The organism is Carboxydothermus islandicus (assembly GCF_001950325.1).
In the GTDB taxonomy this organism is placed as follows: Bacteria; Bacillota; Z-2901; order Carboxydothermales; family Carboxydothermaceae; genus Carboxydothermus; species Carboxydothermus islandicus.
Genome location: NZ_BDJL01000035.1, coordinates 53,124 through 79,186, shown reverse-complemented (window position 1 = coordinate 79,186; position 26,063 = coordinate 53,124). Strand labels below are relative to the sequence as shown.

At 42.7% G+C, this 26,063-nt stretch carries 25 protein-coding genes; 8 read left to right on the top strand and 17 right to left on the bottom strand.

Annotated elements, in window-relative coordinates:
- Positions 1 to 11 precede the first annotated feature (11 nt).
- Genes ciss_RS06075 through ciss_RS06065 form a run of 3 tightly spaced genes read right to left on the bottom strand, consistent with a single transcriptional unit; the run spans position 12 to position 3,263 of the window.
- Positions 12 to 1,151: a THUMP domain-containing class I SAM-dependent RNA methyltransferase gene (locus ciss_RS06075; protein ID WP_075865394.1), complete on the bottom strand. Its 1,140-nt coding sequence runs from the start codon at positions 1,149 to 1,151 to the stop codon at positions 12 to 14.
- Positions 1,145 to 2,365 (bottom strand): MFS transporter, encoded by a 1,221-nt coding sequence (locus ciss_RS06070; RefSeq protein ID WP_075865393.1) that lies wholly within the window; start codon positions 2,363 to 2,365, stop codon positions 1,145 to 1,147. The genes ciss_RS06075 and ciss_RS06070 overlap by 7 nt, the downstream gene beginning before the upstream one ends.
- A 46-nt stretch (positions 2,366 to 2,411) precedes the next feature.
- A complete protein-coding gene (locus ciss_RS06065; RefSeq protein ID WP_075865392.1) occupies positions 2,412 to 3,263 on the bottom strand; it encodes a formate/nitrite transporter family protein in 852 nt (283 codons plus the stop codon).
- A 236-nt stretch (positions 3,264 to 3,499) separates the two neighbouring features.
- Between ciss_RS06065 and ciss_RS06060 the strand changes: the two genes are divergently transcribed.
- Together ciss_RS06060 and ciss_RS06055 are read left to right on the top strand one after the other, a co-directional pair.
- The gene (locus ciss_RS06060; protein ID WP_174574965.1) at positions 3,500 to 4,498 is read left to right on the top strand and encodes a 4Fe-4S dicluster domain-containing protein; all 999 of its coding nucleotides are present in this window, start codon (positions 3,500 to 3,502) and stop codon (positions 4,496 to 4,498) included.
- Positions 4,485 to 5,195 (top strand): formate dehydrogenase subunit gamma, encoded by a 711-nt coding sequence (locus tag ciss_RS06055; protein ID WP_075865391.1) that lies wholly within the window; start codon positions 4,485 to 4,487, stop codon positions 5,193 to 5,195. Before ciss_RS06060 ends, ciss_RS06055 begins: the two co-directional genes overlap by 14 nt.
- Positions 5,196 to 5,259: 64 nt before the next feature.
- On the opposite strand, the gene ciss_RS06050 is transcribed toward ciss_RS06055, so the two are convergent.
- Positions 5,260 to 6,165: a radical SAM protein gene (locus tag ciss_RS06050; protein ID WP_075865390.1), complete on the bottom strand. Its 906-nt coding sequence runs from the start codon at positions 6,163 to 6,165 to the stop codon at positions 5,260 to 5,262.
- Between the two features lie 79 nt (positions 6,166 to 6,244).
- Here ciss_RS06050 and ciss_RS06045 point away from each other — a divergent pair, with 79 nt between their 5' ends.
- Positions 6,245 to 6,607, top strand: coding sequence for a YbaN family protein (locus ciss_RS06045; protein ID WP_077177475.1), 363 nt, complete (start codon positions 6,245 to 6,247; stop codon positions 6,605 to 6,607).
- A gap of 90 nt (positions 6,608 to 6,697) precedes the next feature.
- Positions 6,698 to 7,825, top strand: coding sequence for a 4Fe-4S binding protein (locus ciss_RS06040; RefSeq protein WP_075865389.1), 1,128 nt, complete (start codon positions 6,698 to 6,700; stop codon positions 7,823 to 7,825).
- A gap of 147 nt (positions 7,826 to 7,972) precedes the next feature.
- Here ciss_RS06040 and ciss_RS06035 read toward each other — a convergent pair whose 3' ends face one another.
- From ciss_RS06035 to ciss_RS06015, 5 genes are read right to left on the bottom strand one after another with little or no spacing between them, the layout of a single operon-like run.
- On the bottom strand, positions 7,973 to 8,677 hold the full coding sequence (locus ciss_RS06035; protein ID WP_075865388.1) for a response regulator transcription factor: 705 nt from the start codon (positions 8,675 to 8,677) through the stop codon (positions 7,973 to 7,975).
- Positions 8,674 to 10,131, bottom strand: coding sequence for a sensor histidine kinase (locus ciss_RS06030; protein ID WP_075865387.1), 1,458 nt, complete (start codon positions 10,129 to 10,131; stop codon positions 8,674 to 8,676). Before ciss_RS06030 ends, ciss_RS06035 begins: the two co-directional genes overlap by 4 nt.
- Before the next feature lie 14 nt (positions 10,132 to 10,145).
- Positions 10,146 to 11,348: an ABC transporter permease gene (locus ciss_RS06025; RefSeq protein WP_075865386.1), complete on the bottom strand. Its 1,203-nt coding sequence runs from the start codon at positions 11,346 to 11,348 to the stop codon at positions 10,146 to 10,148.
- 10 nt (positions 11,349 to 11,358) lie between these two features.
- On the bottom strand, positions 11,359 to 12,051 hold the full coding sequence (locus ciss_RS06020) for an ABC transporter ATP-binding protein (protein ID WP_075865385.1): 693 nt from the start codon (positions 12,049 to 12,051) through the stop codon (positions 11,359 to 11,361).
- Entirely contained in the window at positions 12,048 to 13,229 is a 1,182-nt protein-coding gene (locus tag ciss_RS06015) for an efflux RND transporter periplasmic adaptor subunit (RefSeq protein ID WP_075865384.1), read from the bottom strand. Before ciss_RS06015 ends, ciss_RS06020 begins: the two co-directional genes overlap by 4 nt.
- A gap of 440 nt (positions 13,230 to 13,669) precedes the next feature.
- On the opposite strand from ciss_RS06015, the gene ciss_RS06010 reads away from it, so the two are divergent.
- From ciss_RS06010 to ciss_RS06000, 3 genes are all read left to right on the top strand, one after another.
- Positions 13,670 to 14,104, top strand: a complete 435-nt coding sequence (locus ciss_RS06010) for a 4Fe-4S dicluster domain-containing protein (protein ID WP_075865451.1) — start codon at positions 13,670 to 13,672, stop codon at positions 14,102 to 14,104.
- Between the two features lie 17 nt (positions 14,105 to 14,121).
- Positions 14,122 to 16,032: an anaerobic carbon-monoxide dehydrogenase catalytic subunit gene (cooS, locus tag ciss_RS06005; protein ID WP_075865383.1), complete on the top strand. Its 1,911-nt coding sequence runs from the start codon at positions 14,122 to 14,124 to the stop codon at positions 16,030 to 16,032.
- 119 nt (positions 16,033 to 16,151) lie between these two features.
- Entirely contained in the window at positions 16,152 to 16,823 is a 672-nt protein-coding gene (locus tag ciss_RS06000) for a Crp/Fnr family transcriptional regulator (protein ID WP_075865382.1), read from the top strand.
- Positions 16,824 to 16,983: 160 nt separating this feature from the next.
- On the opposite strand, the gene ciss_RS05995 is transcribed toward ciss_RS06000, so the two are convergent.
- From ciss_RS05995 to ciss_RS05975, 5 genes are all read right to left on the bottom strand, one after another.
- Positions 16,984 to 17,433, bottom strand: a complete 450-nt coding sequence (locus tag ciss_RS05995; RefSeq protein ID WP_075865381.1) for a universal stress protein — start codon at positions 17,431 to 17,433, stop codon at positions 16,984 to 16,986.
- 131 nt (positions 17,434 to 17,564) lie between these two features.
- On the bottom strand, positions 17,565 to 18,380 hold the full coding sequence (locus ciss_RS05990; RefSeq protein WP_075865380.1) for an amidohydrolase family protein: 816 nt from the start codon (positions 18,378 to 18,380) through the stop codon (positions 17,565 to 17,567).
- An 18-nt stretch (positions 18,381 to 18,398) separates the two neighbouring features.
- Positions 18,399 to 18,863, bottom strand: coding sequence for a GyrI-like domain-containing protein (locus tag ciss_RS05985; RefSeq protein WP_075865379.1), 465 nt, complete (start codon positions 18,861 to 18,863; stop codon positions 18,399 to 18,401).
- Positions 18,864 to 18,942: 79 nt separating this feature from the next.
- Positions 18,943 to 19,857 (bottom strand): pseudouridine-5'-phosphate glycosidase, encoded by a 915-nt coding sequence (locus tag ciss_RS05980; RefSeq protein ID WP_075865378.1) that lies wholly within the window; start codon positions 19,855 to 19,857, stop codon positions 18,943 to 18,945.
- A complete protein-coding gene (locus tag ciss_RS05975) occupies positions 19,854 to 20,948 on the bottom strand; it encodes a PfkB family carbohydrate kinase (protein ID WP_075865377.1) in 1,095 nt (364 codons plus the stop codon). The genes ciss_RS05980 and ciss_RS05975 overlap by 4 nt, the downstream gene beginning before the upstream one ends.
- A 354-nt stretch (positions 20,949 to 21,302) precedes the next feature.
- Between ciss_RS05975 and ciss_RS05970 the strand changes: the two genes are divergently transcribed.
- On the top strand, positions 21,303 to 22,757 hold the full coding sequence (locus tag ciss_RS05970) for an alanine/glycine:cation symporter family protein (RefSeq protein ID WP_075865376.1): 1,455 nt from the start codon (positions 21,303 to 21,305) through the stop codon (positions 22,755 to 22,757).
- A gap of 108 nt (positions 22,758 to 22,865) precedes the next feature.
- Here ciss_RS05970 and ciss_RS05965 read toward each other — a convergent pair whose 3' ends face one another.
- The 3 genes from ciss_RS05965 to ciss_RS05955 form a co-directional block, all read right to left on the bottom strand.
- On the bottom strand, positions 22,866 to 24,182 hold the full coding sequence (locus ciss_RS05965; RefSeq protein WP_075865375.1) for an ammonium transporter: 1,317 nt from the start codon (positions 24,180 to 24,182) through the stop codon (positions 22,866 to 22,868).
- On the bottom strand, positions 24,179 to 24,541 hold the full coding sequence (locus ciss_RS05960; RefSeq protein WP_075865374.1) for a P-II family nitrogen regulator: 363 nt from the start codon (positions 24,539 to 24,541) through the stop codon (positions 24,179 to 24,181). The genes ciss_RS05965 and ciss_RS05960 overlap by 4 nt, the downstream gene beginning before the upstream one ends.
- Before the next feature lie 286 nt (positions 24,542 to 24,827).
- The gene (locus ciss_RS05955; RefSeq protein ID WP_201787773.1) at positions 24,828 to 26,054 is read right to left on the bottom strand and encodes a multidrug effflux MFS transporter; all 1,227 of its coding nucleotides are present in this window, start codon (positions 26,052 to 26,054) and stop codon (positions 24,828 to 24,830) included.
- Between the last annotated feature and the right edge of the window lie 9 nt (positions 26,055 to 26,063).

The following is a 26,063-nucleotide window of genomic DNA, read 5'->3' as shown; positions in this document are numbered from 1 at the left end:
ATTATTATAATTTAAAGTATAATTTTTGGTGATTTGGGCCCAAAGAACTGGTAAAAGTGGGTTTCAATCTTCCCGTTATAAAGCTTACGCCGTTTATCCGCTTTTCTGCCATAAAGTTTTTCAAAAGCCGGATGACTGCTTAAAAAATAAAAAGACCAGGTGGGAAGTTTCTCCCTTAAGATTTTTAATTCCCGGTAAAGTTTCTCCACTTCCCGCCCATCCCCAATTCTCTCCCCGTAGGGTAAATTAGAAATTAGCCAGCCATACTCTTCAGCAAATTTAACTTCCCGGAAATCTTTTTTAAAAAACCTGATGCTCTTTTCTACTCCTGCAGCTTTGGCATGATAGCGGGCATAACTTAATTCATCTTCTGATATATCGCTGCCGTAAATTAAAAGCTTAAGGTTACGCTGCTTGCTCCTTGCTTCTTCCCTGGCAAGCTCCAATTCTTTTTTAGGAAACCAGGGCCATTTGGTAAAGGCGAACTCCCGGTTTACTCCCGGCGCAATATTTAGCCCAATTAAAGCCGCTTCCACCGGTATGGTGCCGGAGCCGCAAAAAGGGTCAGCCAAAGCCCGGTCTTCCCGCCAGCGGGAAAGAATTACCAGAGCTGCCGCCAGAGTTTCCCGCAAAGGTGCCCGGCCGGTTAATTTTCGGTAACCCCGTTTATGTAAACCGGCACCGCTGGTATCAATGGTAAGGGTTGCTAAATCTTTTAACAAAGAAACTTCGATCTTAAACTCCGGCCCATCCTCCGGAAACCAGTTAAGACGGTACTTACCCTTTAATCTCTCCACAATGGCTTTTTTTACAATTGCCTGACAGTCGGAAACGCTCATAAGCCTGGACCTAACAGCTTTACCGGTTACCGGAAAATTTGCGTTTTCCGGTAAAAACTCCTCCCAGGGTAATGCTTTGGTTTTTTCAAAAAGCTCCTCAAAGCTTTCAGCATAAAACTCCCCTGCTTTTATTAAAACCCTGTCAGCAGTCCGAAGCCAGAGATTGGTCCGGGCAATAGTAGAATAATCCCCAAAAAACTGCACCTTCCCATTTTCCACCATGACATCGTTAATCCCAAGATTTTTTAATTCTAACGCCACCACCGACTCCAAACCGAAAGCAGCAGTAGCAATTAAGTTTAGTTTCACCAAGACCCCTCCAGTTGCCGTAAATATAAGACCGCTATCGCTCCTGTTAAAGCCAGTACTCCGGAAAGAAGCCATAAAAGTTTTAATCCATATAACGAGGCTACCGCTCCCATTGCTACAGGACCCGCCGAAAAACCCGCCCGGGACATGATATGTAAAAAGGCGTTTACCCGTCCTCGATGGGTTACAGGAGTACGGTCGGAAATATAAACATTTACCGTAACCGCTCCCGCCACTTCCCCGGCAGTCCAGATTAAGGCCGAAATTAAAAGCCAGAGATAACTTTTCACAAAGGCAAGCATACCAAAACCAAGAGCATAAAGAAGTCCCGAGATATATACCGCTGTTAAAGGCTCCCGGTGCTCAAAGATTTTGGTAAGGGGCCCGGTTAAAAGCACTACCCCCAGCCCATTTACCGTCATCAAACTTCCTAACACCTTAGCCCCGGTTAACTCCCCAAATAAATCCGTCACCGTTAAAGACATCCCGAAAGTCGACTGGACATAAACAAAAGAATATATAAACCAGATCAGTGAAAAGAAAAACAAAGAAGGTCTAAGCTTTAATACATCGATTAGTCCACCCTTTACCGGCGCTTCTAAACTATTTTTAGCCTCAGAAGGATTAAACGGTTCCTCCACAAAAAATGCCGATAACAGCGAAGAAGCAAGGCAAGAGAAGGCATTCCCCAGGAAAATAACCTTTATCCCGTAGGCATAAAGAAAACCCGCCAAAAGGGGGCCCAGGGCAAAACCAATGTTTACCCCGAGATAAGTTAGAGAAAAGGCTCGAATCCTTTCTTCTCCCCGAGTTAGGTCAGTAATAAGCGCCCGGCTTACCGGCTGTATTCCTCCCCAGAAAAATCCAGAGATAATTACAAAGAAAGCCACCTCATAAGGGCCAGGCATAAACGCCGCCGGAATAAACAGTAAACCGGCAAGGCCTTGAAAAATTACTAAGACTTTTTTCCGGCCTATCTTATCGGCAATCTTCCCGGCAAAAGCTGCTCCGGGTAATTGAAGCAAAATAGCTAACGTAACTATTAACCCAGCCTTTTCCGCTCCCAGTCCCAGTTTCCGGGTAAAAAGCATGGTTAAAAAAGGCCAGACAAAATTACCCATATTATTAACAATATTGGCAATAAACAAAACATAGATGCTTTTGGGAAGGCCGCTGTAGATTTTAAAACTTCTCTTTATAGACGATACTACCTGCAAAAATCTCCTCTCCCCTCAAAACAAACTATTATTTTATTATATTACATCACTTTCGCTTATACAAATACACAAACCAGTAAACAAGCCCCACCAAAAAGCCTCCGCCAATAATATTCCCAATGGTTACTGGGATTAGGTTTTTTACCAAAAAATTTGCCCAGGTAATAGTAGAAATATCACCTCTATAACCTGATTTTTGTAAGGCACCAATTACTTCCGGTAGACTTTTTATAAAAATAGCAAAAGGTACAAAATACATATTGGCAATTGAATGTTCAAATCCCGAAGCCACAAACGCTGAAACAGGCAGGATTACCGCTAAAAATTTATCCGCAAGACTTCTTCCAGCATAAGACAGCCAGACAGCCATTACCACCAATAGATTAGCTAAAATCCCACGCACTAATGCAGTAAAAAAATCATTGGCAAGCTTTCCCTGGGCAATTTTTAAAGCCTCCAGCGCAAAATGATACTCCTTTAAGGTGTACTGTTTAGCGTAAAAAACTAACACCGCAATTCCAACCGCTCCAATAAAATTCCCCAGGTAAACCAAAACCCAGTTCCTCATTAATTCTTTCAGAGTAATTTTTCTCGTCATGTAAGCTATGATTAAGAGGGTATTTCCCGTAAAAAGTTCAGCACCAGTTACCACTACTAAAATAAGCCCCAGGGAAAATACAAAACCACCAATTAATTTTGTCAGAGAAAATCCAAGGCCGGTATCAACTACCGCTAAAGTATAGAACTCCCCCGCCATCGCAATAAATGCTCCAGCCAGCACCCCCAGCATTACCGTACTCCTTAAAGCATTTCTCGCCTTTTTTACCCCAATGGTTTCGGCTTTTTTAGTTACTGCTTCCGGAGACAAAATGTCAATGGAAAGCTTATCTTCAGCCATTTTTATAACCTCCACCCGTTTCCAAAAGTTTGCCGCAGCACTTCCAGAATTTAATTTAACCGGTGGAAATTCTTAGTATTCTAAAACCCAATCTATATTTTCCTTAAAGCCTGGTTTAATAAATATTTTTAAAATTTTTAAAATTATGTAATTATGTCATTTTTATTGACAGCGTAATTTTTTATAAATATAATCGTAAATTGCAAAATTCTTATCAGGTAAAGGAGGTAAGAAAAATGCAGCAAAAGAAAATGTCTCGTCGGGAGTTTCTACGAAAAAGCTTAATCGCCGGAGCAGCCGGAGCAGTTGCCCTTCATGCAAAACCCAGCCACGCTTCTCCCAATACCCAAAAAAAGTATGCCATGATGATTGACCTGACTAAATGTACCGGTTGTGAAAGCTGCGTTTTAGCCTGCCGGGAAGAAAACCGTCATAAATTTCCAGAACCGGTCCACCCGATACCGGTAAACTGGCCTACCGGAAAGTACGATGACTGGTCTGATAAGCGAGAGGTTCGCGACCGATTAACGCCCTATAATTGGACCATAGTTCAAACAGTTGAGATTTTAAGGAATGGCCAGATTGAAAAAATAAATATCCCCCGGCACTGCATGCACTGTGATAATCCTCCCTGCGCCAACCTTTGTCCTTTTGGAGCAAATACCCAAACTCCGGAAGGCGCAGTGGTTATAGATGACAGCAGTTGCCTGGGCGGCGCCAAGTGCCAGGCAGTCTGCCCCTGGGGCATACCCCAGCGTCAGGGGGGAGTTGGTCTTTACATGAAAATTGCCCCTGGCCTTCTTGGCGGTGGCGTGATGTACAAATGCGATTTTTGCCATCACCGCCTTACAGCAGGCAAGGTTCCGGCATGTGTCGAATCGTGTCCTAACGGAGCAATAACCTTTGGAACAAAAGAAGAAATAATTAAATTAGCCAGGGAACGGGCCAAAGAAATAAATGGCTACATATACGGCGATAAAGAAAACGGTGGAACTTCTGTTTTATACGTTTCCCATATTCCGTTTTCAGAAATAAATGAAGCCCTAATAAAGCAAGGAGCAGGGGACAAAAAATCTGGGAAACCAGCAATGCCTACATTTACCGATAATCCTTCCGATGCTCCGGAACACCTTGTTAAAAGCCTTGCTCTTGCTCCCTTGGCTGGCCTTTTGACAGCAGGTATTACCGCCTACAAGACTTTTACCAGGGAGGGAAGTAAACATGAAAATGATTAAGAGGCATGATTTCTCGGCAATTATGACCCATTGGCTGGTAGCTTTATCAACTTTTACATTGTTTTTTACGGGCTTTGTGCAGTTGCCGGTAGCAAAAAGGTATTTTATTTCTACCCTTCCGGGTCTTAGCTGGTCAGCCGATTATAGCTTTACCCTGAAGCTTCACTACCTGGCCGCAGCGGTTTTAACTTTTGCCTTATTTTTTCATTTGGCCAGTAAAATAATTACCCGGGATTTCGACCTCTGGCCACGCCGGGGCGACATAAGGGAATCTTATTTAATTATAAAAAGTTTAATAACGAAAAAACCCGAACCCCCCAGCGATAAATACCTTGCCGAACAGCGTCTTGCCTATGCATATATGGCTTTTAATTTCTTGCTCATAGTATTAACCGGCATGATCAAGGTATACAAAAATCTGCCAGGTATAAGCCTTAACCCAAAACTTGTTTGGCTGGCAACTACTTTGCATAACATCTCCTCCTTTTTATTGGGACTCGGGATCTTCGCCCATTTGTTAGCCTTTATTCTTTTTCGGGAAAACCGAAACCTCATACCCAGCATGTTTACCGGAAAAGTAAGTTTGGAATATGCCGAGCATCGTCACCCGCTGTGGTTAAAGCGTATAAAGAACAATGATAACGACCAGCAAGAAAGATCCCAAATCTTTAAACAGCAAATTTTTGATGAAGGATAATTTATAAAAAGGGCAAGTCCATGTGCCGGACTGCCCTTTTTGCTTTTTATCTTTTATGCCTGGGCTATTTAATTAAATTAAGCTTAAGTTTTTTCCCAAAGGAAAGCCAGTAGTGATATTCTTCCCCGGTAATCCTCCGGGAAAGTTCACTAAAACTGTAAGCTTTATGAGCCGGCCAGTACTGGTCCATTAAATTTACTGCCACATCTTTGGATAATTCACTGGCAATAAACTCTAAGACTTTATCAGTTTTTGCTAAGTTGTCCGGTAAAATTAAATGGCGAATTAATACTCCCCGAAAAGCTATCCCTTTCTCATCCAGTTTTAACCCCCCTACCTGCCGCTCCATTTCTAATACCGCTTTTTTAGTAATTTCAAAATATCCCGGCGCTTTGGCATATTTTTTCCCGATTTCATCATCCCCAAATTTAATATCCGGCATATATATATCAACTATACCTTCTAACAAACGTAAAGTCTCAACCCTTTCATAGCCGCTGGTATTATATACAAGCGGTATCATAAGCCCTTCCCGGGCAGCTATAAGGACGGCTTCTACAATTGCCGGCACAAAATGGGTGGGGGAAACTAAATTGATATTGTGGCATCCTTTCCTTTGTAAAATAAGCATTATCTCGGCTAAATCTTGGGGCGTAACTTCCTCCCCTTCGCCGTACTGACTTATCTCACAGTTCTGGCAGAAAACACATTTTAAAGTACAGTGGCTAAAAAAGATTGTGCCGGAACCATGTTCCCCCACCAAAACCCTTTCTTCTCCAAAATGCGGTCCATAACTTGCCACCACCGGCAAATATCCTCCCCCGCAAAAACCCCGCTCTCCCCGGAACCGATCTACACCGCAGTGGTGGGGGCAAACAGCGCAGTTGGTTAACAGCTTATCTAAACACTCAACCCGGTTTTTAAGTTCACCGGTTTTAAAAAGAGAAATATACCCCGGTTCAACCTTCATCCTACTCCCCCCGATATTATTATCTTGCCGAAATTTGTTATAATAATCGTAGATTTAGTTTACCCCGCAGGAGGTCGTCATGCTGCAAACTCTCTATCTAATATTAGGTATTTTTTCCCTTGCTCTTGGAATCTTAGGAATATTTTTACCCGTTTTACCTACCACCCCATTAATCCTGCTGGCAGCCTATTTTTTTGCCCGTAGTTCCAAACGGCTCCATCAGTGGCTTTTAAATCATCCCCGTTTTGGCCAGGCTATCCGCCACTGGGAGGAAAAGCGGGCAATTTCTAAAAAAGCCAAAGCAGTTTCCATTATAATGCTAAACCTATCCATCTTAGTTTCAATTTTCTTTTTTGTGGAAGTTTTTTATGTTGAACTGCTCTTAGCGGGTATAGCCATCGGTGTTAGTATCTACCTTTTAAATCTCCCTGTTATTAAATAATTTTAAAAAAACTTTAAGATTGAAAAGGCATTCATTATTTTTTAGCGAATACAGTTTTAATAATATTCTTAATATTCAGGAGGTTTTGGTATGGGACATCTTGGGTTTTCCAAAGAAGAAGTTTATAAAGCTTTAGCGGCAAGGCTTCATAAAAACCCGGTAGGAGCACCTTTTTCCGAAACTTTAATGAAAATATTAAAGACGCTCTATACCGAACAGGAAGCAGAAATTGGCAGCAAATTCCCCGCCGGTTTTGTTACCTTAGAAAAACTGTCAGCCGCAACCGGCATTAATCCCAATGAGTTAAAGGGATATCTTGAAAACATGGCCAATAAAGGCCTGGTAATTGACGTTGTGCGTAACAATGAAACTTACTACATGCTCACCCCTACGGTTGTAGGCTTTTTTGAATACACCTTTATGCGAGTAGACCCCAATCTTCCCTTGAAAGACCTGGCCGAGCTTTTTGAAGCTTACCACCACGAGCCCGGGGTACCGGAAGAGTTTTTTGGAAGCCCCACCAAAATGTTTCGGGCCCTACCTTATGAAGAAGCGATAAACGACGAAGTTAAAACCGAAATCGTATCTTACGAGCGAGCCACGGAAATTGTAAAAGCTGCCGGTGGCGGTGCGCTCACCTTGTGCTACTGCCGCCACCAGCAGGAACATCTTGGCAATACCTGCAAGGTTGGAGCTCCAGTTGAAGACATTTGCATTTCTCTCGGAGGGGCTGCCGACTGGCTTATTCGTCGGGGCTTTGCCCGCCCGGCAACGGTCGATGAGCTTTTAGAGGTTCTAAAAAAATCCAAAGACCTGGGCCTGGTTCACTCGGTGGATAATGTCCAAAATAAACCCGCCTACATTTGTAACTGCTGCGGTTGCTGCTGCGGGGTATTAAGAGCCATTAACGAACATCAGGTTATGTCTATTGAACCGTCAAGCTTTATCTTAAATATTGAAGAAGAAAAATGCGTGGGTTGTGGCAGTTGCGTCAAAAGATGTCAGGTTCATGCTTTATCCTTGGTGGAGCGGGAGCCCGGCAACCCCAAAAGTAAAAAAGCGGTCTTAAACAAAGAGCTCTGCCTTGGCTGCGGCGTTTGTGTTTCATCCTGCAAAAAAGAAGCTTTAACCTTAACGAAACGAGACTATATCCCCAACGTTCCCCTTAACAAAAAAGAACAAATGTACCGCATTGCTATGGAAAAAGTGCGGCTGTAAATAGTGGTAGGTGTTCGGTCGTCGGTGGTTGGCAAAACATTGAATATTTACTTCGGGAAGCCGCCAAAAAAGCCGGCCGGTTAAAAGACAGCAAACGTAATGACCGATCGACATGAATTTTTCCCTCTAACCTCCAACTTCCAACTTCTAATCTCTAATTTGCCACAGACCACAAAACCGGTAGCCTACACCCCAGATGGTTTCAATATACTGGGGGTTAGAAGGGTCTTTTTCGATTTTTTCCCGAAGTTTTCGAATATGCACAGTAACTGTGGATAAATCGCCCAGGGAATCCATCCCCCAAATTCGTTCAAATAATGCCTCCTTGCTAAATACCCGGTTAGGGTGTTTTGCCAAAAACAGCAGTAAATCATACTCTTTACCCGTCAATATAACTTCTTTTTCTTCCACAAAAACCCGGCGCCCGGCAGTATCAATCACTAAACCCGGAAACTCCAATAAATCCTGGTTTTTTCGCCCTCCGGTCAACCGTTCATAGCGGGCAATATGAGCCTTTACCCGGGCTACCAGTTCACTGGGGCTAAAGGGCTTGGTGATATAATCATCCGCTCCCAGCCCCAACCCCCGGATCTTATCGATATCTTCTTTCCGGGCGGAAACCAATAAGACCGGCGTATCCTTTTGGGCCCTAATCGCCCGTAAAACCTCAAAGCCGTCTATTCCGGGAAGCATTAGATCCAATAAGATTAAATCATACTCTTCTTCTAAAGCTTTTTTTAAGCCCTGGTCACCATGAACTGCAATCTCCGCCAAAAACCCCGCTACTTCTAAATAATCCCGCTCAAGTTCCGCAATACTCCGGTCATCTTCGATAATAAGCACTTTTTTCATGCGCCTTCCCCCAGTTTTTTCAAGGTAAAACTGATAGTGGTTCCCTCATTTAAAACACTATTGGCCCAAATCTCCCCACCGTGCTCTTCAATAATCTTAGCAGCAATTGATAGCCCCAGACCCGAGCCGGCAGTTCCTGTACGGGCTGAATCCACCCGGTAAAAACGCTCAAAAATTTTCGGTACTGCATCAATCGGTATTCCCCGGCCATTATCAGCAATTTCTATAATAACCCGCTTTTCCCCATCTTTAACATTAATAACCACCTGCGGCTTTTCTTTATCCATAAATTTAACGGAATTATCCACAATGTTGTTGATAACTCGCTTTAGTTTTTCGCGGTCGGCCCAAACAAAAACCTGGTTATCCGGCAGGTAAAGTTTAAGTTCAATTCCCTTCTTTCTTAAATCAAACTCCAATTCTTCGGCCACATCGCTTAAGTAGCGGTTTAAATTAACTTTTTCAAAATTAAAAGGTAGCTTTTTTAAATCCAGCTTGGAAAAAAGAAACAGCTCATCGATAAGCCCATCTACTTCCAAAACCTTGCGGTAAATAGTGTCAACATACCGGGATAACTTTTCCGGACTGTCCGCCACCCCATCCCGGATTCCTTCCACATAACCTTTTATCGCAGTAATTGGTGTTTTTAAGTCATGGGAAATGTTGGCTATTAGTTCCTTGCGATTTTCTTCATACTGCTTTTTTATTTCTTCCGACTCTTTAAGCCTTTTCCGCATCTCCTCAAAAGCAACAAAAAGCTCCCCTATTTCATCTTTAGTATTGTTTTTAACCGTAAAATCAAAATTGCCGTTTTTTATCTGTTCGGAAGCTTGTTTAAGCTGGGAAAGAGGTTTTAAAATACTGCGGGAAACAAGAAAAGTTAAAGTGCCGTTAGTAGCTACTAAAATTAAAAGAAATACTACCAGCATGGTAATGCTAAAGCGAATCATGATTTTCCGGACATTTTCGACATCGGTAATAAAATAAACACTTCCCGGAGTCTGATCATTAAAGTAAAAATCAACCTGTTTTAATAAATAACGTTTCCCATCCGGCGCCCTTATTGCCCCTTCTTCTTCAGGATTCCCAAAAGCAGGTAATTGCTCTAAAAGCTTTTGTTCTCGCAGAAGTTCTGACACATAAATTAAATCCTTTCCTTTTTTAACCACAAGATAAGTTTGGTGATTTACAAGCTTTTTCTCCTCATCGGCCCAAAAACTTATACTTAAAGCCCTTTCCGGCTGTTTTAAGATACTTAATTTAATTTCATTAATTGTCTTCTGACGCTCGCGAAAAACTTCCCGAAAGGCTTTAGGCCCATGGGGAAGATTAAAAGCCTGGCCGGCGTCTCCAATATAAATTAAACCCACTAAAAAGCTGGCTACCGCCGATAATAAAATGGGTATCACCAGCATTGCTAAATAAGACAGTATAAGACGAAATTTTAAAGACACCGGCCGCACCTCCTTTATTCATACCGTAAGGATTCAATCGGATCTAACTTTGCCGCTTTTCTTGCCGGATATATCCCAAAGAAAATTCCCACCGCCGAAGAAAAAACAATTGCTCCTAAAACCGCCGTCAGCGATAAAGCCGGCACTACTCCTATCATACTTCCAACAATATTTGCCCCCGCAATGCCGACAAACATACCAATTAATCCACCAATCAACGAAATAATTATTGATTCCATCAAAAATTGGATTAAAATATCGGTGGTAGTCGCACCTATGGCTTTTCTAATCCCTATTTCTCGAGTCCTTTCGGTAACCGACACCAGCATGATATTCATAACCCCGATACCGCCAACCAGGAGGGAAATAGCCGCTACCGCTCCGATAAACGCCGTAAAGATGCCTAAGACATTATTTATTTGTTCAAGCTGCTGCATTACATTTTGCGCCGTATAAATTTCGTTACCCGCATTGTTATGCCGGGCCTCTAAAAGGCGAATAGCCGCATTTCCGGCATCCTCGACAGCATCCTTTGAAGTAGCCATAATAGTCATACTATCAAAGACTACCTCGCCGGAAAATAGCCCCTGAAAAAAGGTTACCGGCACCGTTACAAAAACCGGCATGTTGTCACCGCCGCCAAAAGGCCCGGTGAAGCCCTTGGAAACTCCAATAATAGTGACCTTTTTAGGGTTGGTCGCGGGACCAATTTTTAAAGTGTTACCTACCGCATCTTCATAGCCAAAAAGGGTTTTGGCGGCATTACTGTCAATTATTGCTACTGCCATTCCTTCGTTAAATTCCCGTTCGTTAAAAAACCTTCCGTAGAGGATTTCCACATTATCAGTATAAAACGAATCCAGCGTTCCTCCAAAAATTACAGCCCGCTTGTTTTTCTGGTCAGTTATTGCTACCCCTTGTTTCTGAACCTCAATAGCCGCATATTTAACCGTTTCTACTTTTTCTTTGATTTTTTCCACGTCATCCAAAGTAAAATAGTCACCGGCACTGGCTTTAGAAGTATCAACTTTGATGTTGACACTGGCTACCCCGATTTTTTCAAACTCCCCGGTAATAGCATTTTGCCCGCCCTGCCCCAGGGAAACAATAGCAATAACCGAGCTAATACCGATAATTATCCCCAGCATAGTTAAAAACGTCCGCAGTTTATTGGCTAAAATACTTTCCAGCGCCATTTTCAGGCTTTCATAAATCATAGTAGCCCCCCTATAATACAATCCGGTTTACTACCGGTTCGTCGGATATTATTTGGCCATCACGAAAACGCACTATCCTCTTGGTATGCTGGGCAATATCCGGCTCGTGGGTAACTACCACTATCGTTACCCCTTCATCATTTAACTTCTGAAAAATTTTCATAATTTCCTCTGAAGACTTGGAATCTAAGTTCCCGGTCGGCTCGTCCGCTAAAATTACTTTAGGGGTATTAACTATAGCCCGGGCAATGGCAACCCGCTGCTTTTCCCCACCGGAAATTTCATTGGGATAGTGTTTAATGCGATGTAGAAGACCTACTTTGGCCAAAGCCTCAAGGGCTTTTTCCCGCCGCACTTTTCCAGGGATACGGGCATAAACCATGGGCAGCATAACATTGTCTAAAACCGTCATCCGGGGAATTAAATTAAACGCCTGAAAAACAAAGCCTATTTCCCGGTTTCTGATATAAGCTAATTCTCTATCGGATAAAACCGATACGTCTCTACCATCTAAAAAATATTTTCCGATTGTCGCCCTATCAAGAAGTCCTAAAATATTCATCATTGTTGATTTACCGGACCCCGACGGGCCCATAATCGAGGTAAACTCTCCGGCTTTTATCTTTAAATTAATATTTTTTAAAGCCCGAAAGCGCTCTTTCCCTACTTCATACTCTTTAACTACATCTACTAATTCAATCACTGCATCCGCCCTCCCGGTTCGCTGGAGGAAGGAAGCCTTACCGGAGCACCATCAGTAACTTTTAATCCCGGGTTTAAAATCACCGTTTCCCCTGCTGTCAACCCCGAAATAATTTCCACTTCATCATCCGCCCAGAGACCCGTTTGTACTTCCTTTTGCTTTGCTTTCCCCTGTTCGACTACAAATACCGAGGTTTTATCTTTTTCCTGGCGTATTGCTTCCACCGGCACCTTTACCACCCCGGTTTTGCTTCCTATTAAAATATCAGCATCCACATCAAAACCAACCTTTAAATCAGGGTTTTTATCTAAAATTTTAATTTCTACCCCAACAGTGCTTTCCTGCCCCGAGGCACTCATTGTGGTGCTGGCTACCGGCTCAATAAAGTTAACTTCGCCATTGTAGCTCTTTTTGCCATTACGTAAAATTACTCTTTGCCCTAAAGAAACTTTAGCCACATCAAACCGGCCAAGCTTTGCTACCGCTTTTAAATTAGAAAGATCCATAACGGTCACCGCCGGCTGCATGGCATTGGCCATAGCTCCTTCCACCACGTTCACCGCCGTAACCACCCCGGAGAAGTCGGCGGTTATCTTGTCCTGGACCTCTGCTGCTGCTTTTTTGGCATTATCCAAGGCAAGTTTGGCAAGCTTTACCGAGTTTTCCGCTTGCTTAATCCGGGCATCAGATACCGGCTGGATATTAGCCCTTTGCTGTTTTAAGCTTTCAAGCTTTGCCGCATCTTGATTATTGCTTTTTTCTAAGCTACTTATTTGGGCATCAAGCTCTTTTATTTTATCTTCAATTTCCTTTTTCTGAGCATAAAGCTCATCCCGCTGTAGCACCGCATTATCATACTGAATTTTGGCCTGTTCGATTTGCGCAGTATAATCCTGGGTTTCAAAGGTAACTAAAACATCACCTTTTTTAACCCTATCTCCTACTTTAACATAAACCTTTTTTACCTTAGCTTGAGGAGCATAATAATCTTTTTTCTTTTGGGACTCGATTGTCGCTGAAACCGAAAGATACGCCGCTACATCCCCTACGGTAGCTTTAGCGGTTTTAACCGAAAGCTCGGAGTTTTTTCTATCCATCACTGCTCGATAGGAAAAAAAAACTACCACAACAACCGCTAAAACCACCAGCACAAACGCAATCTTTACACCCTTTTTCATGATTCACCCTCCGTTTAATGAATGTATTTTACCCTAATTCTACATCAATTTCCTAAACCCCCTCTAAACAAATCCTTAAAATTTTCTAAATTACCAGCAGAAACAATTACGGAAAGTCCCGTTTTGGGAACTGCAAAATTTAATAACCGGTGTAAATTAAGTGAAAATGTAAAATATTTTACGGAAATAAAAACTTCCCTAATGTATACTTAAAACAAGCAAAATCTGTAATATAAGGAGGTAGATTTCAGGAACATCGGCATCCTGGTATGTTAGCGTCAGCAAATTATTCAAAAAAACTCGAAAGAGGAGTGTGGGAAAAGTTTGCCATTGGGGTTAGTGTCTGTAAATTATTCAGAAAAAACAGATTTGTTTTACAATACTGTCAATTCATTACTCCGAATTACAGTCTGGTGAGCCCATCCAGGGAGGAAGAAAAAATGAATAAAGTGATTTTTAATAAAAACCTTTGTATAGCCTGTCATAGCTGTGAAGTTGGCTGTTCAATCATCCATTCACCGGAAAAATCACTAATTTCAGCTATAGTGAACGGTATTAAACCGAGAATACACATTGTCTATGCCTCGGACGACAAGAGAACTGGAATTACGATAGAACAATGCAAACATTGCAAAAAAGCTAAATGCATAGAAGCTTGTCCGGAAAATGCGCTTTTTTATGACGAAGAAGGCAGAGTAGTTTGTTCGGAAGAAAAGTGCACCGGCTGTGGGCTTTGTGAAAAAGCCTTCCCGTTTCATGCTATCAGGGTGATTGACCGCTGTATAAAATGCGATTTATGCAAAGGTGTCTCTGATTTTCCGGTATGTGTTACCTCCTGTCCCGTTGGCGCACTAACGGTAAAGGAAATTTCATGAAAAAGGGGTGTGGGTTAATGGCTAATCATAGTATCAAGTCTACCGACCGCGCTGTACAGCAAATGCTGGACAAGGCAAAACGCGAAGGGATTCAAACGGTATGGGACCGGTATGAAGCAATGAAACCTCAGTGTGGGTTTGGTGAGACTGGCTTATGCTGCCGGCACTGCCTTCAGGGTCCCTGCCGCATCAATCCCTTTGGTGATGAACCAAAGGTGGGTATTTGCGGGGCAACCGCCGAGGTGATAGTGGCCCGGGGATTAGATCGGTCCATTGCTGCTGGGGCAGCAGGGCATTCCGGGCACGCCAAACACCTGGCTCATACTTTGAAAAAAGCAGTTCAAGGTAAGGCAGCAAGTTATATGATTAAAGACCGGGCCAAGTTGCACTCCATTGCCAAACGCCTTGGTATTCCTACCGAAGGACATACGGATGAAGCTATCGCTCTCGAGGTTGCCAAAGCCGCCCTGGCGGATTTTCACGAAAAAGATACCCCGGTCCTGTGGGTAACTACGGTATTGCCTCCCAACCGCGTACAGCTTTTATCGGACTATGGTCTGCTTCCCGCCGGTATCGACCACGAAATAGCTGAAATTATGCACCGTACTTCCATGGGCTGTGATGCCGATGCTCAAAATTTATTACTGGGCGGTCTTCGCTGTTCCCTGGCCGATTTAGCCGGTTGTTACATGGGTACCGATTTAGCTGACATTCTCTTTGGTACTCCCGCGCCGGTAGTTACCGAGAGCAATCTCGGAGTGCTCAAAGCCGATGCGGTCAATGTGGCCGTTCACGGTCATAACCCGGTTCTATCCGACATTATCGTGTCGGTAAGCAAAGAAATGGAAGATGAAGCTCGAGCGGCTGGCGCTACCGGTATTAACGTGGTGGGCATTTGCTGCACCGGCAACGAGGTCTTGATGCGCCACGGTATCCCTGCCGCTACTCATTCGGTGAGCCAGGAAATGGCTATGATCACCGGAGCCCTGGATGCCATGGTTGTTGACTATCAATGTATTCAGCCTGCAGTAGCTACCATAGCCGAATGTACCGGAACCACCGTTATCACCACTATGGAAATATCAAAAATTTCCGGTGCAACTCACGTGAATTTTACCGAAGAAACGGCCGTTGAAAATGCCAAACAAATCCTTCGCCTGGCCATCGATACTTTTAAACGCCGCAAAGGTAAACCGGTCGAAATCCCCAATATAAAAACTAAGGTAGTTGCAGGATTTTCTACTGAAGCCATCCTCAATGCTCTCAGCAAACTGGACGCCCAAGATCCGTTGAAACCGTTAATCGATAATGTAGTTAACGGTAACATTCGGGGTGTCTGTCTCTTCGCCGGTTGTAACAACATCAAAGTTCCCCAGGATCAAAACTTCACCACTATCGCTCGCAAACTTCTCAAAGAGAATGTTCTCGTAGTAGCCACCGGCTGCGGTGCTGGCGCTCTAATGCGTCACGGCTTTATGGATCCGGCCAACGTAGAAGAGCTGTGTGGTGACGGCCTTAAAGCGGTACTTACTGCCATTGGAAAAGCCAACGGTTTAGGCGGTCCTCTGCCACCGGTACTCCATATGGGTTCCTGTGTGGATAACTCCCGGGCAGTGGCTTTAGTTGGAGCATTGGCCAATCGGCTGGGGGTAGATATAGATAGACTTCCGGTGGTAGCCTCAGCCGCCGAGGCAATGCACGAAAAAGCCGTTGCAATCGGCACCTGGGCCGTAACCATTGGCTTACCTACTCACATTGGTGTTTTACCGCCGGTTACAGGCAGTTTACAAGTAACTCAAATCCTTACGAACAGCGTCAAAGATATAACCGGGGGCTACTTTATTGTCGAACTCGATCCCGAAGCGGCAGCCGATAAGCTCCTTGCAGCTATCAACGAACGCCGGGCCAGCTTGGGGTTGCGTAATTAGAAGAAAATAACCAATACTGCCCCTCCCCAAATAGGAGGGCATTTTTTTTCCTATCACACCCGAAACGAGGTTTTTATATTTATGACGCGATGGTAGAATAGTGATAGGGGTGAATTTGATTGCGCAGCTTCTATTTTAAAACTGAAAATAAATTGCTGGACGGGTTATCCGGGGAAAAGCTTAAAGAATTTATCAAAGGTTTTAAAGAAATTCATCTTAAGAAAAAAGAAATGGCCTTTGCGCCCGGACGTTACCCCAGGGATATTTTTTTAGTTACCAGAGGCCGGATCAAGGTATTTCTCACTTACCCGGACGGTAATGAGTTTATCCTTACTTTGCTGGAGCCTGGAGATATTTTCAGCGGCCACACCCGTGCTTTTGGCCAGGCTCTTGAAAACTCGGTTATGCTGCTGATCCCGATAGATACATTCCGTGAAATGTTGATAAGATATCCTGAGCTAATGTACGGGTTGGTTCGGGTATTGGGAGACGCATTAAAACACTCTTTGGATGTAATTGAGCGAATGGTTTTTATGGAAGCTAAAATTCGTTTAGCCAATCTTTTATATCATTGGGCACTCAACCGAGGCATACACAAGGAGGAGGGTATTCTGGTAAATACCGGTTTGACCAAAGAAGAACTGGCCTATTTAATTGGAGCCACCCGGCAAAGGCTGGCTACTTTAATAAAAGAGTTTGAGGCTCAAAAAATTATTAAAGTAAACAAGAGGAGCATTTTTGTAAGGGACTTAGAAGCCCTAAAAAAGGTGATTTTTCAAAGGAGTTTGTAACCAAAATTTTCAAATTTTATTTTAACATTTCCGCAAAACTTTTTTTAGGGGCCAAGCCCTTTTCCCGTATTCATTATGCTATTCTCCCTTCATAAATAAAGGAGAAGTAGCCACAATGACCACTTCTCTAAATGTATCCTCTCAGAACCGTCCCTAACGGTTACTTTACAATCAAAACCGGACAACGGGCAAGCTGCGATACTTTATGGCTTACACTTCCTAAGAGCAGCTCCTTTACCCCCGAAATCCCCCGATTGCCCACTACAATTAACTCCACTCCTTCTTCTTGGGCGTAATTTACAATGGCGCTGGCCGGCTCTCCCTCTAACACCTTAATTTTTCCGCTAACTCCTGCCTCTTCGACTTTTAAAAGCCTTTCCTTAAGGGTCTTTTCTGCTTTAGCTTTAAGCTCATTTGTAAGATCTTGTATCACCGATTCCGGCACGTAAGCAATCGCCCCAGGCGGAAACACATTGGGTAAATTTGGCCAGGGGATTACATGAACAAGATGAATTTCAGCCCCACTTTCTTTGGCAAGCCCAATAGCCATCTCCAAAGCCTTATCCCCTTTAGCCGAGCCGTCTATCCCCACTAAAATTTTTTTAAACACCTTTTTCACCTTCTTGGTTAAGAATTTCTAAAATAAAACCTTTTATTCTTTCAAAACCTTCATATAATATTCCAGTTTTATAAATTAAAAACCCTTTTAAGTCTTTTTCTACTCTTTTATTATACCTTAATTTAACCCCTGCCCATAAATTCCTCGGCATTTCTAAACAAGATTAAATCTTCCTTCTCCCGCCCCAGGTTAAAAGAAAAAAGCTCTTCCAAAGCCAATTCAGGCGAATAATCCATTATCGGAAAGTCGCTTCCAAAAATAATCCTTTCCGTATAATTTAAGAGAACATTTCGCAAGTACTTATTATCAAATTTAGGATTTCCCAGGACATAGGCCGTATCGAGCCAGAGGTTTTCGTACTTATCTACCAGATTTAAATACTCATTTAAATAATCGGGCAAACCAAGATGAGCAACCATAATTTTCATCCCCGGAAAAGCTTTAAGGAGTTTCTTTACCTGATCCGGAAATATAAACTCCGCTTTTACCGGCATACCGCTTCCATGAAGAACCAACCCTTTTTCTTCTTCCGCTAAAATTTTATAAACTTCAAAAAATCTCGGGTCATCGGCTCCAACTTTTTGCACAAAACAGTGAATTTTTACTCCTAAAAACCCCTTATCCAAAAATTCCCGCACCATTTTCCCTTTATCCTGATCATCTTGATGGACCGCCAAATAAGGCTTCACCTGCGGGTACTTTTCTTTAACATTATTTAACCATTCGTTTAACCCCCGGCCCATTTCCGGTTTATGAACATACCCCAAAACCATCATTTCAGAAATTCCCAGAGACTCCAAATAATTAATATAGCCCTCTAAATCGTACTTAAACGGCATATTCCAGCTCAAATTTTCCTCAAACCACCGGTAAATTGCCCGCATGAGCTTATCCGGCAGTAAGTGAACATGACCGTCAATAATTTTTCTTTCCTCCATAGCTTCCCAACCTTTACCTTATTCTACCGGCACAAAAAAATATATTTTAGAATCTTTTTGATTCGGGGGGTACCGTTCGTTATAAAGTTCAAAATCATAATTACCAACCGGCTTTAAGCCCTCTTCCTTTAAGTAGCGACAGTAGATATCGTGGATTAACTTTGGAAGTTTATCCGGATCTGCCGGGAGGGTAAAAACCGCATACCTGGCAGGATCTACTTCTACCGCAACCATTTCTTCAGGTACCTCCTCTATCTTTGTTACTTCCACCGCCGCCAAATAAAGAAACTCACCGGTAGCAAAAAACTTCTCGCTATAAATACTAAGCCCTATGCACTCTTTTTCATTTACCCGATTTTTAATTTCAAAAATTTTTTCGCTAAACTTTTTCCATAATTCTGAAATTTCTCCCTTTTCATTCCGCCCTTCATATTTCATTCCCACTAAAAAAAATCCCGGTTTAAAGATTATCTCCGGCTTCATCTAATTCCCCCAATTTTTTAACCTAATTATATACCAAAAACTCCATGCCCGAAATAGAGTTACGGACATGGAGTTCACTTTATAGTTTACTTAGTTCTTTTGCAAGTTTAGCAGCAAGCCGGGCATTATTTAACACTAATTGAATATTGGCTTCCAAACTTTTACCGCCGGTGATGTCTTTTACTTTAGCCAACAAATACGGAGTTACTTCCTTCCCTTTTACCCCTTTTTCTTCCGCTTCCAAAACCGCACTATCTATCGCCCGGGTAATTTCTTCAAAATCTAAAGAATATTCTTCAGGTATCGGATTGGCCACCACTACGCCTCCGTTTAAACCTAAATCCCACTTAACTTTAATAATACGCGCAAGCTCCGCAGGAGTATCAGCAGTGATATGCACCTTATAGCCGCTTTTCCGCGTATAAAAAGCGGGAAACTCATCGGTACCAAAACCTATTACCGGAACTCCATAGGTTTCAAGATATTCAAGGGTAAGTCCAATATCTAAAATTGACTTAACTCCTGCCGACACCACCGCCACATTGGTCCGCGCAAGTTCCTGTAAATCGGCAGAAATATCAAAACTTTTTTCGCCTCCCCGGTGAACTCCACCTATGCCACCGGTAGCAAAAACTTTTATGCCACTCATTGCAGCAATAAACATGGTTGCCGCCACCGTAGTCGCCCCATCCAAACCTTTGGCTACCACATACGGCAGGTCCCGGCGGCTTACTTTTAAAACCTCCGGCCCCTTTTCTCCAAGATACTCTATTTCCTCGCAAGTCAACCCTACCTTAATTTGTCCGCCAATAACTGCAATAGTGGCCGGAACGGCGCCATTTTCCCGAACTGCTTTTTCTACCGCTAATGCCGTTTCTACATTTTGCGGATGAGGCATACCGTGTGCAATAATGGTTGATTCTAAAGCCACTACCGGCGCACTTTCAGCCAAAGCCTCTTTTACTTCCTTGCTTAAAACCAAATATTCATTCATAGTCCCAACACCTCCATTTTCTTTTTAATTTTTTCTTCGGATATTTCAGGATTAACCGTCTCTTCCACCAAAAGCGTTAAAATTGCTGCCGCCGCACCAAAGCGGGCAGCCCTATCTATATCATATCCTTTTAAATAACTGTAAACAATCGCTGCCGTAAAGGCATCACCGGCTCCGGTAGTATTAACCGGTTGCACCGGAGGCAAAACTATTTTCCCGTAACTTTTATTATCCGCATAAAAAACCCCTTCGGCACCAAGGGTAAAGTAAACCTGCTCAACTCCCTTATTTAAGAAAAATTCCGCCGCCTTTTTAAGACCGGCATCGGTATTTAAATTTTCCCCGGTTACCCCTTCCGCTTCCATTTTGTTTAATTTTACCGCATAAAATTTTCCTTGAAGCTCTTTTAATTTAAGAGCTTTGGTTACCGATACTCCATCTAAGAAAAATTCCGTTTTGGAAGCATTATTTATAAGAAACTCTAAACTTTTTGCCGGAAGATTGGTATCTACCACGCAAACGGGAGATGAATTTATTATTGAAAGTTTCCTTTTCAGAAAATCCAAAGTTAAATGGTTTAAAATATCCATCCCCGCCACAGCCGCCGTCATATCTCCGGCTTCATCCATTATGGCAAGATAAACCGAAGAGCTTTCACCACTTACGGTTAAAATTTCTTCCGTATTAACACCTGCTTCCCGGCAACGCTCGCTAATGTATTTTCCGTAAAAATCATCTCCTACAGCAGTAATAAGTCTTGTAGCTACACCCAGGCGCGCAAGATTTTCCGCAATATTTCTGCCAACCCCGCCCACGTTTATTTTAATTTTACCAGGATTTGAATCATACAGGCGAAGCTTTTCATAGGGAAAGCCATAAATATCTATATTGGCCCCACCAATAACGGTAACTTCCGGTTCATTAGGGGAAAGGATGTAACCGCGTCCTTTAATTTTGCCCTTTTTCATTAAATTAGCAATATGCACTCCCACACTGGACCGGGTAATTCCAAGGATCCGGGCTATTTCTTCTTGATTTATAAAGGGATTTTCCCGAAGTAATTTTAAAATTTCTTCCTCCCGCCGGGTCATAATACCTCCTAAGCTTTTGTTTATTAAGTCTAAGCATCTATTTATAATTATAACCAAAAAATTCTAATGTGAAAAAGTTTTTTTGGTTTTATGCTAAAACCATATTTTACAAGTTTAAAAGTTTGTATACATTATACAGTTCTCAAAATCGTTTTTTATCTAATTTTTAATAAATTTTTCTAATTTTTAGATAATAAATATTTTGGTACATTTTACCTTCCAAAACATTTTCGGGTATTGTTATTAAAATTTTAATATTAAATTGAATATTTAAAATTATTAAAAAATGTGTTATCATAAATTAGGCACCGCCGACAAATACTATTTACAAACCACAAACAAAGGAGGTAAGTTATGGCACAGCTTGTGGACTTTTTGAACAGTCTCGTCTGGAGCAAAGCTTTAGTTTACTTCTGTCTTTTAGCAGGACTTTATTTTTCCATCAGGATGCGCTTTTTCCAGGTAAGGTACATCAAAGACATGTGGAAGTTGCTCTTTGGTGGCCAGAGTTCGGAAAAAGGCGTATCGTCCTTCCAGGCGTTTGCCATGGCTATTGCCGGTCGGGTTGGTACCGGTAACATCGCAGGTGTTGCTACCGCTATCGCCATGGGTGGTCCCGGTGCAGTTTTCTGGATGTGGGCTATCGCCTTCTTAGGGGCCGGTTCTGCCTTTGTCGAAGCAGTTCTTGCCCAGATTTATAAGGAAGAACACGAAGGCGAGTACCGCGGTGGTCCTTCCTACTACATTGAAAAAGGCCTTGGGCTTAAATGGTATGCGGTTATCTTCTCGGTAGCTACCATCGTAGCCACAGGTTTACTGCTACCCGGAGTTCAGGCTAACAGTATCGCCGCCAGTTTAAACAACGCTTTTGGTATTTCTCCGGTTATTACCGGCATTGGCCTTGTTTTACTCTTAGGTCTTATTATCTTTGGCGGTGTCAAAAGAATTGCCCGGGCTGCAGAATTTATCGTTCCTTTCATGGCTATAGGTTATATTCTGCTTGCTCTTATCATAATTGCCGTTAACATTGAAAAACTTCCGGGAGTGATCGCCCTTATTTTCAAAAGTGCCTTTGGCCTTGAACCAGCCTTTGGTGGAATCCTGGGTTACGCTATTTCCTGGGGGGTAAAAAGGGGTATTTACTCTAACGAAGCAGGCCAAGGTACAGCTCCCCATGCTGCCGCTGTTGCAGAAGTAAGTCATCCGGCAAAACAAGGGTTAGTACAGGCCTTCTCTGTATATGTTGACACTTTGTTTGTTTGCTCTGCAACTGCTTTCATGCTGTTAATTACCGGTAAATACAACGTCTACAATCCCAAAGGCGGTTTTATCGTAGAAAACCTGCCGGGAATGGACATTGGCCCTGGCTACACCCAGCGGGCATTAGAAACCCTTTTCCCATCCTTTGGCGCAGCCTTTGTAGCTTTAGCTCTATTCTTCTTTGCCTTTACCACCTTGATGGCTTACTATTATTACGCTGAATCCAATATCGCCTACCTTACCCGGAAAGGAAGCAGCCGGGTATTTATCAATGTGCTGCGGGTTGCCCTCTTAGCCTCCACCTTCTACGGCACCATTCGAACCGCGACTTTTGCCTGGGGTTTAGGCGACCTCGGCGTTGGTATCATGGCCTGGTTAAACGTTATCGCCATCCTGCTCCTACAAAAACCAGCCTTAAAAGCTTTTGAAGACTGGAAAGAGCAAAGAGCTAAAGGGATCGACCCGGTATTTGATCCAGTAAAGCTTGGTATAAAAAATGCTGATCTCTGGGTGCAAAAATTCGGTAAAAAACAAGCTGCCAGTGAGTAAAAAAGCGGGGATTTTCTTCCCCGCTTTTAATTTCCCCCAGGACCCTTGGTCAAAGGATTAAAAAGTGAAGACGCACTCCTGTGCTCGAAATTGTAGGAATAGACTTTTTTAAGAAAAGGGAACTGACTTCCCGGTAAAAATTAAATCTTTATAAGCATCTTCCCCATGAACCGTAATATCCAGGCCTATGCTTTCCGCTTCATCTTTAACCCGCAAAGGAAGGAAAATACCGATTAACTTTAAAATTATAACCGTTCCAACTACCGCTAATACAATCGCTAATCCTACTCCAGCTAACTGATTTAATAACTGGCCAAAATTTCCGTAAAGTACGCCATCAGCTCCCGCCGGGTTTACCGCCTTAGTGGCAAAAATGCCGGTAGCAATCGCTCCCCATATACCGCCTACCCCGTGACAGCCAAAAGCATCCAAAGAATCGTCATAATTAAGCTTAGCTTTTAATATGCCAACCGCGATGTAGACCAGGACTCCGCCGACTAAGCCAATAAAAACGGAAGAAGTTGGGGTAACAAAGCCTGCCGCCGGAGTAACCGCCACTAGCCCAGCTACTGCCCCGGTGGCAATCCCTAAAACCGTAACCTTCCGGCGATGGAGCCATTCTGCTAAGGCCCAGGCCAGAGCAGCCATTACCGCCGAAGTATTGGTATTAATAAAGGCTAAAGCTGCAAGATTATTGGCTGCAAGGGCACTTCCCGCATTAAAGCCAAACCAGCCAAACCAGAGAAGCCCTGCCCCTAAAATGGTAAGCGGTAAGTTATGCGGCATTAAGGGAGCATTCTCCCCCTCTTTTCTTTTACCTAAAATAAGCGCTGCCACCAGACCCGATACTCCGGAACTTATATGCACCACCGTTCCTCCAGCGAAATCCAATGCCGGAAGATTAAAGAGGATCCCTCCGCCCCAGACCATGTGGGCCAGGGGGTCATAGACTAATGTCGTCCAGAGAGCAATAAATACAATCCAGGCAGCAAAGCTCATCCTTTCTACCACCGAACCAGAGATAATAGCTGCGGTTATTATAGCAAACATTAATTGGAAAACAACAAACACGTATCCGGGAAGGTTAGAAACGGTAAGATCCATTACGTTTTTTAATCCAAGATAAGAAAAATCTCCGATAATTCCTTTTATATCATTCCCAAAAGACAGGGTATAGCCTATTAAAATCCATTGCAGTGAAACCACCACTATCGCAATAAAGCTCATCGCCACCGTATTTAAGACATTTTTCCGCCGCACCATCCCTCCGTAAAACAGCGCAAGCCCCGGAGTCATTAAAAAGACCAACGCCGCTGAAAGCAGTACAAAGGTAACATCTCCCGGGTTATACCCTGGCTCTCCGGCTAAAGATAAATTAGGTAAAAGGATTAGGCCAAAAAGCAAGGATAAAAATTTCTTCTTCATCTTTCTCCCTCCTTTGGTGACGTTATAGCTGCTGTTCCCCGTTCACCGGTTCTAATTCGGACCGCATCTAAAACATCACTAATAAAAATCTTCCCATCACCAATTGCACCCGTTCGGGCACTCTCGGAAATTATCTTAATAATTTCCTCCACCTTTTCATCAACAGTAACAATTTCAATCTTCACCTTGGGCAAAAGATTAATCTCGTACTCAATACCCCGGTAAATTTCCTTCTGCCCTTTTTGCCGCCCGCAGCCCACCACTTCCGTTACCGTCATACCCGAAATACCCAATTTATTAAGAGCCTCTTTTACTTCCCCTAATTTCTGGGGCCTTATTAACGCTTCAATTTTCTTCACGAAAACCACCTCCTAAAAAATTTAGCCCCTGATAAAGGGCGGCGCCGGACCCTTTACCAGAGGCTTCATTGCCTGTAAACGCAAAAAAGCCTTTTGGAACACTTTCCAAAAGGCTTCATCGCTCTCGATGCAGCACTGCATCGTTGTTAATTATATTTTCCCACTAGTTTTCTTAAATGTCAATTCATATTCTTTAGGTATACAATATTCTATAAAATATTTCGCACTGTTAACTGGAAGAGCTATTTTAATTTTGCTTAAAGGTCCCTTTATTAACCTTTTCTCCTTAATCAGAATGTCTTAGCCTTCTCAATAAAACATAAAACAGCAAGGCACTTAAATCAGTAATAGCAATAACTATAGCCATGGAAATATCTATATTCCTATCCCCTATCCCAACCAGCGGAGCAACAATTGCCCCAAAAATAAAAGAAACCAATCCAAGTAAAGCCGAAGCACTACCAGCTAAATGACCGTAATTTTCCAACGCTAAAGCTGAACCAGCAGTGCCTACTACCCCTACGCAAGAAACCACAATAAACAAGGGAATTAAGATAGCAAAAAATCCTGCTTTAATCACAACCATAATTAATAAAGAAGCGCCACCTATAGCAGCTAAAATAAGGCCACTAACAAAAAGTGTTGTTCCACTAATACGACCTGCAAGCCTCCCGGTTAGTTGTCCTGCTAAAATAATTCCAAGACCATTAATAGCAAAAATAAGGCTAAACATTTGCGGAGTAACTCCAAAAATATTTTGCATAACAAAAGGCGAACCTGCAATGTAGGCAAACATTGCTGCTGAAACAAGTCCCTGAGGAAGCGCATACCTCATAAAATTACGGTCCTGAATTAATCCTCGATAAATAACTAAAGTATTTCTGAGGCCAGCCTGGGAACGACGTTCAAAAGGCAGTGTTTCTGGCAAGCTAAAAAAAACTATCAAAAACATAACTAATCCAATCAACCCAAGGATAAAAAACACTCCCCGCCAGGAGGTATAATGCAAAAGTTGAGCTCCAATAACAGGTGCAACTATAGGCCCTAAGCCATTAACCAACATTAAATGAGCTGTAAATCTCATCATTTCTACACCCGAATATAAATCCCTAACTATAGCACGTGCAATAACAATTCCAGCTGCTCCCGTTAACCCCTGAATAAAACGTAAAAAAACCAAAGAAAAAATCGAGGTACTAATAGAACATAACAGCGAAGAAAAAGTATAGAAAATTAAACCAACGATAAGTGGAGTACGCCGTCCTCTAATATCACTTTGAGTACCAGCAAGTAATTGTCCCAAGGCCAGTCCTACCAAGCATGCAGTTAAACTTAACTGGGCAAAGGAGATATTGGTATTTAAGTCCTTAGCTAAAAAAGGCAATGAAGGTAAATACATATCAATAGATAGTGGTGCAAAAGAAGTTAAAGCTCCTAAGACAATTGCCAGCCACAAACGTTGAGCCCTGGATAAAATTAAAGTGGAAGTATTCATATTCTTTACTTTTTTCACCTCAAATCT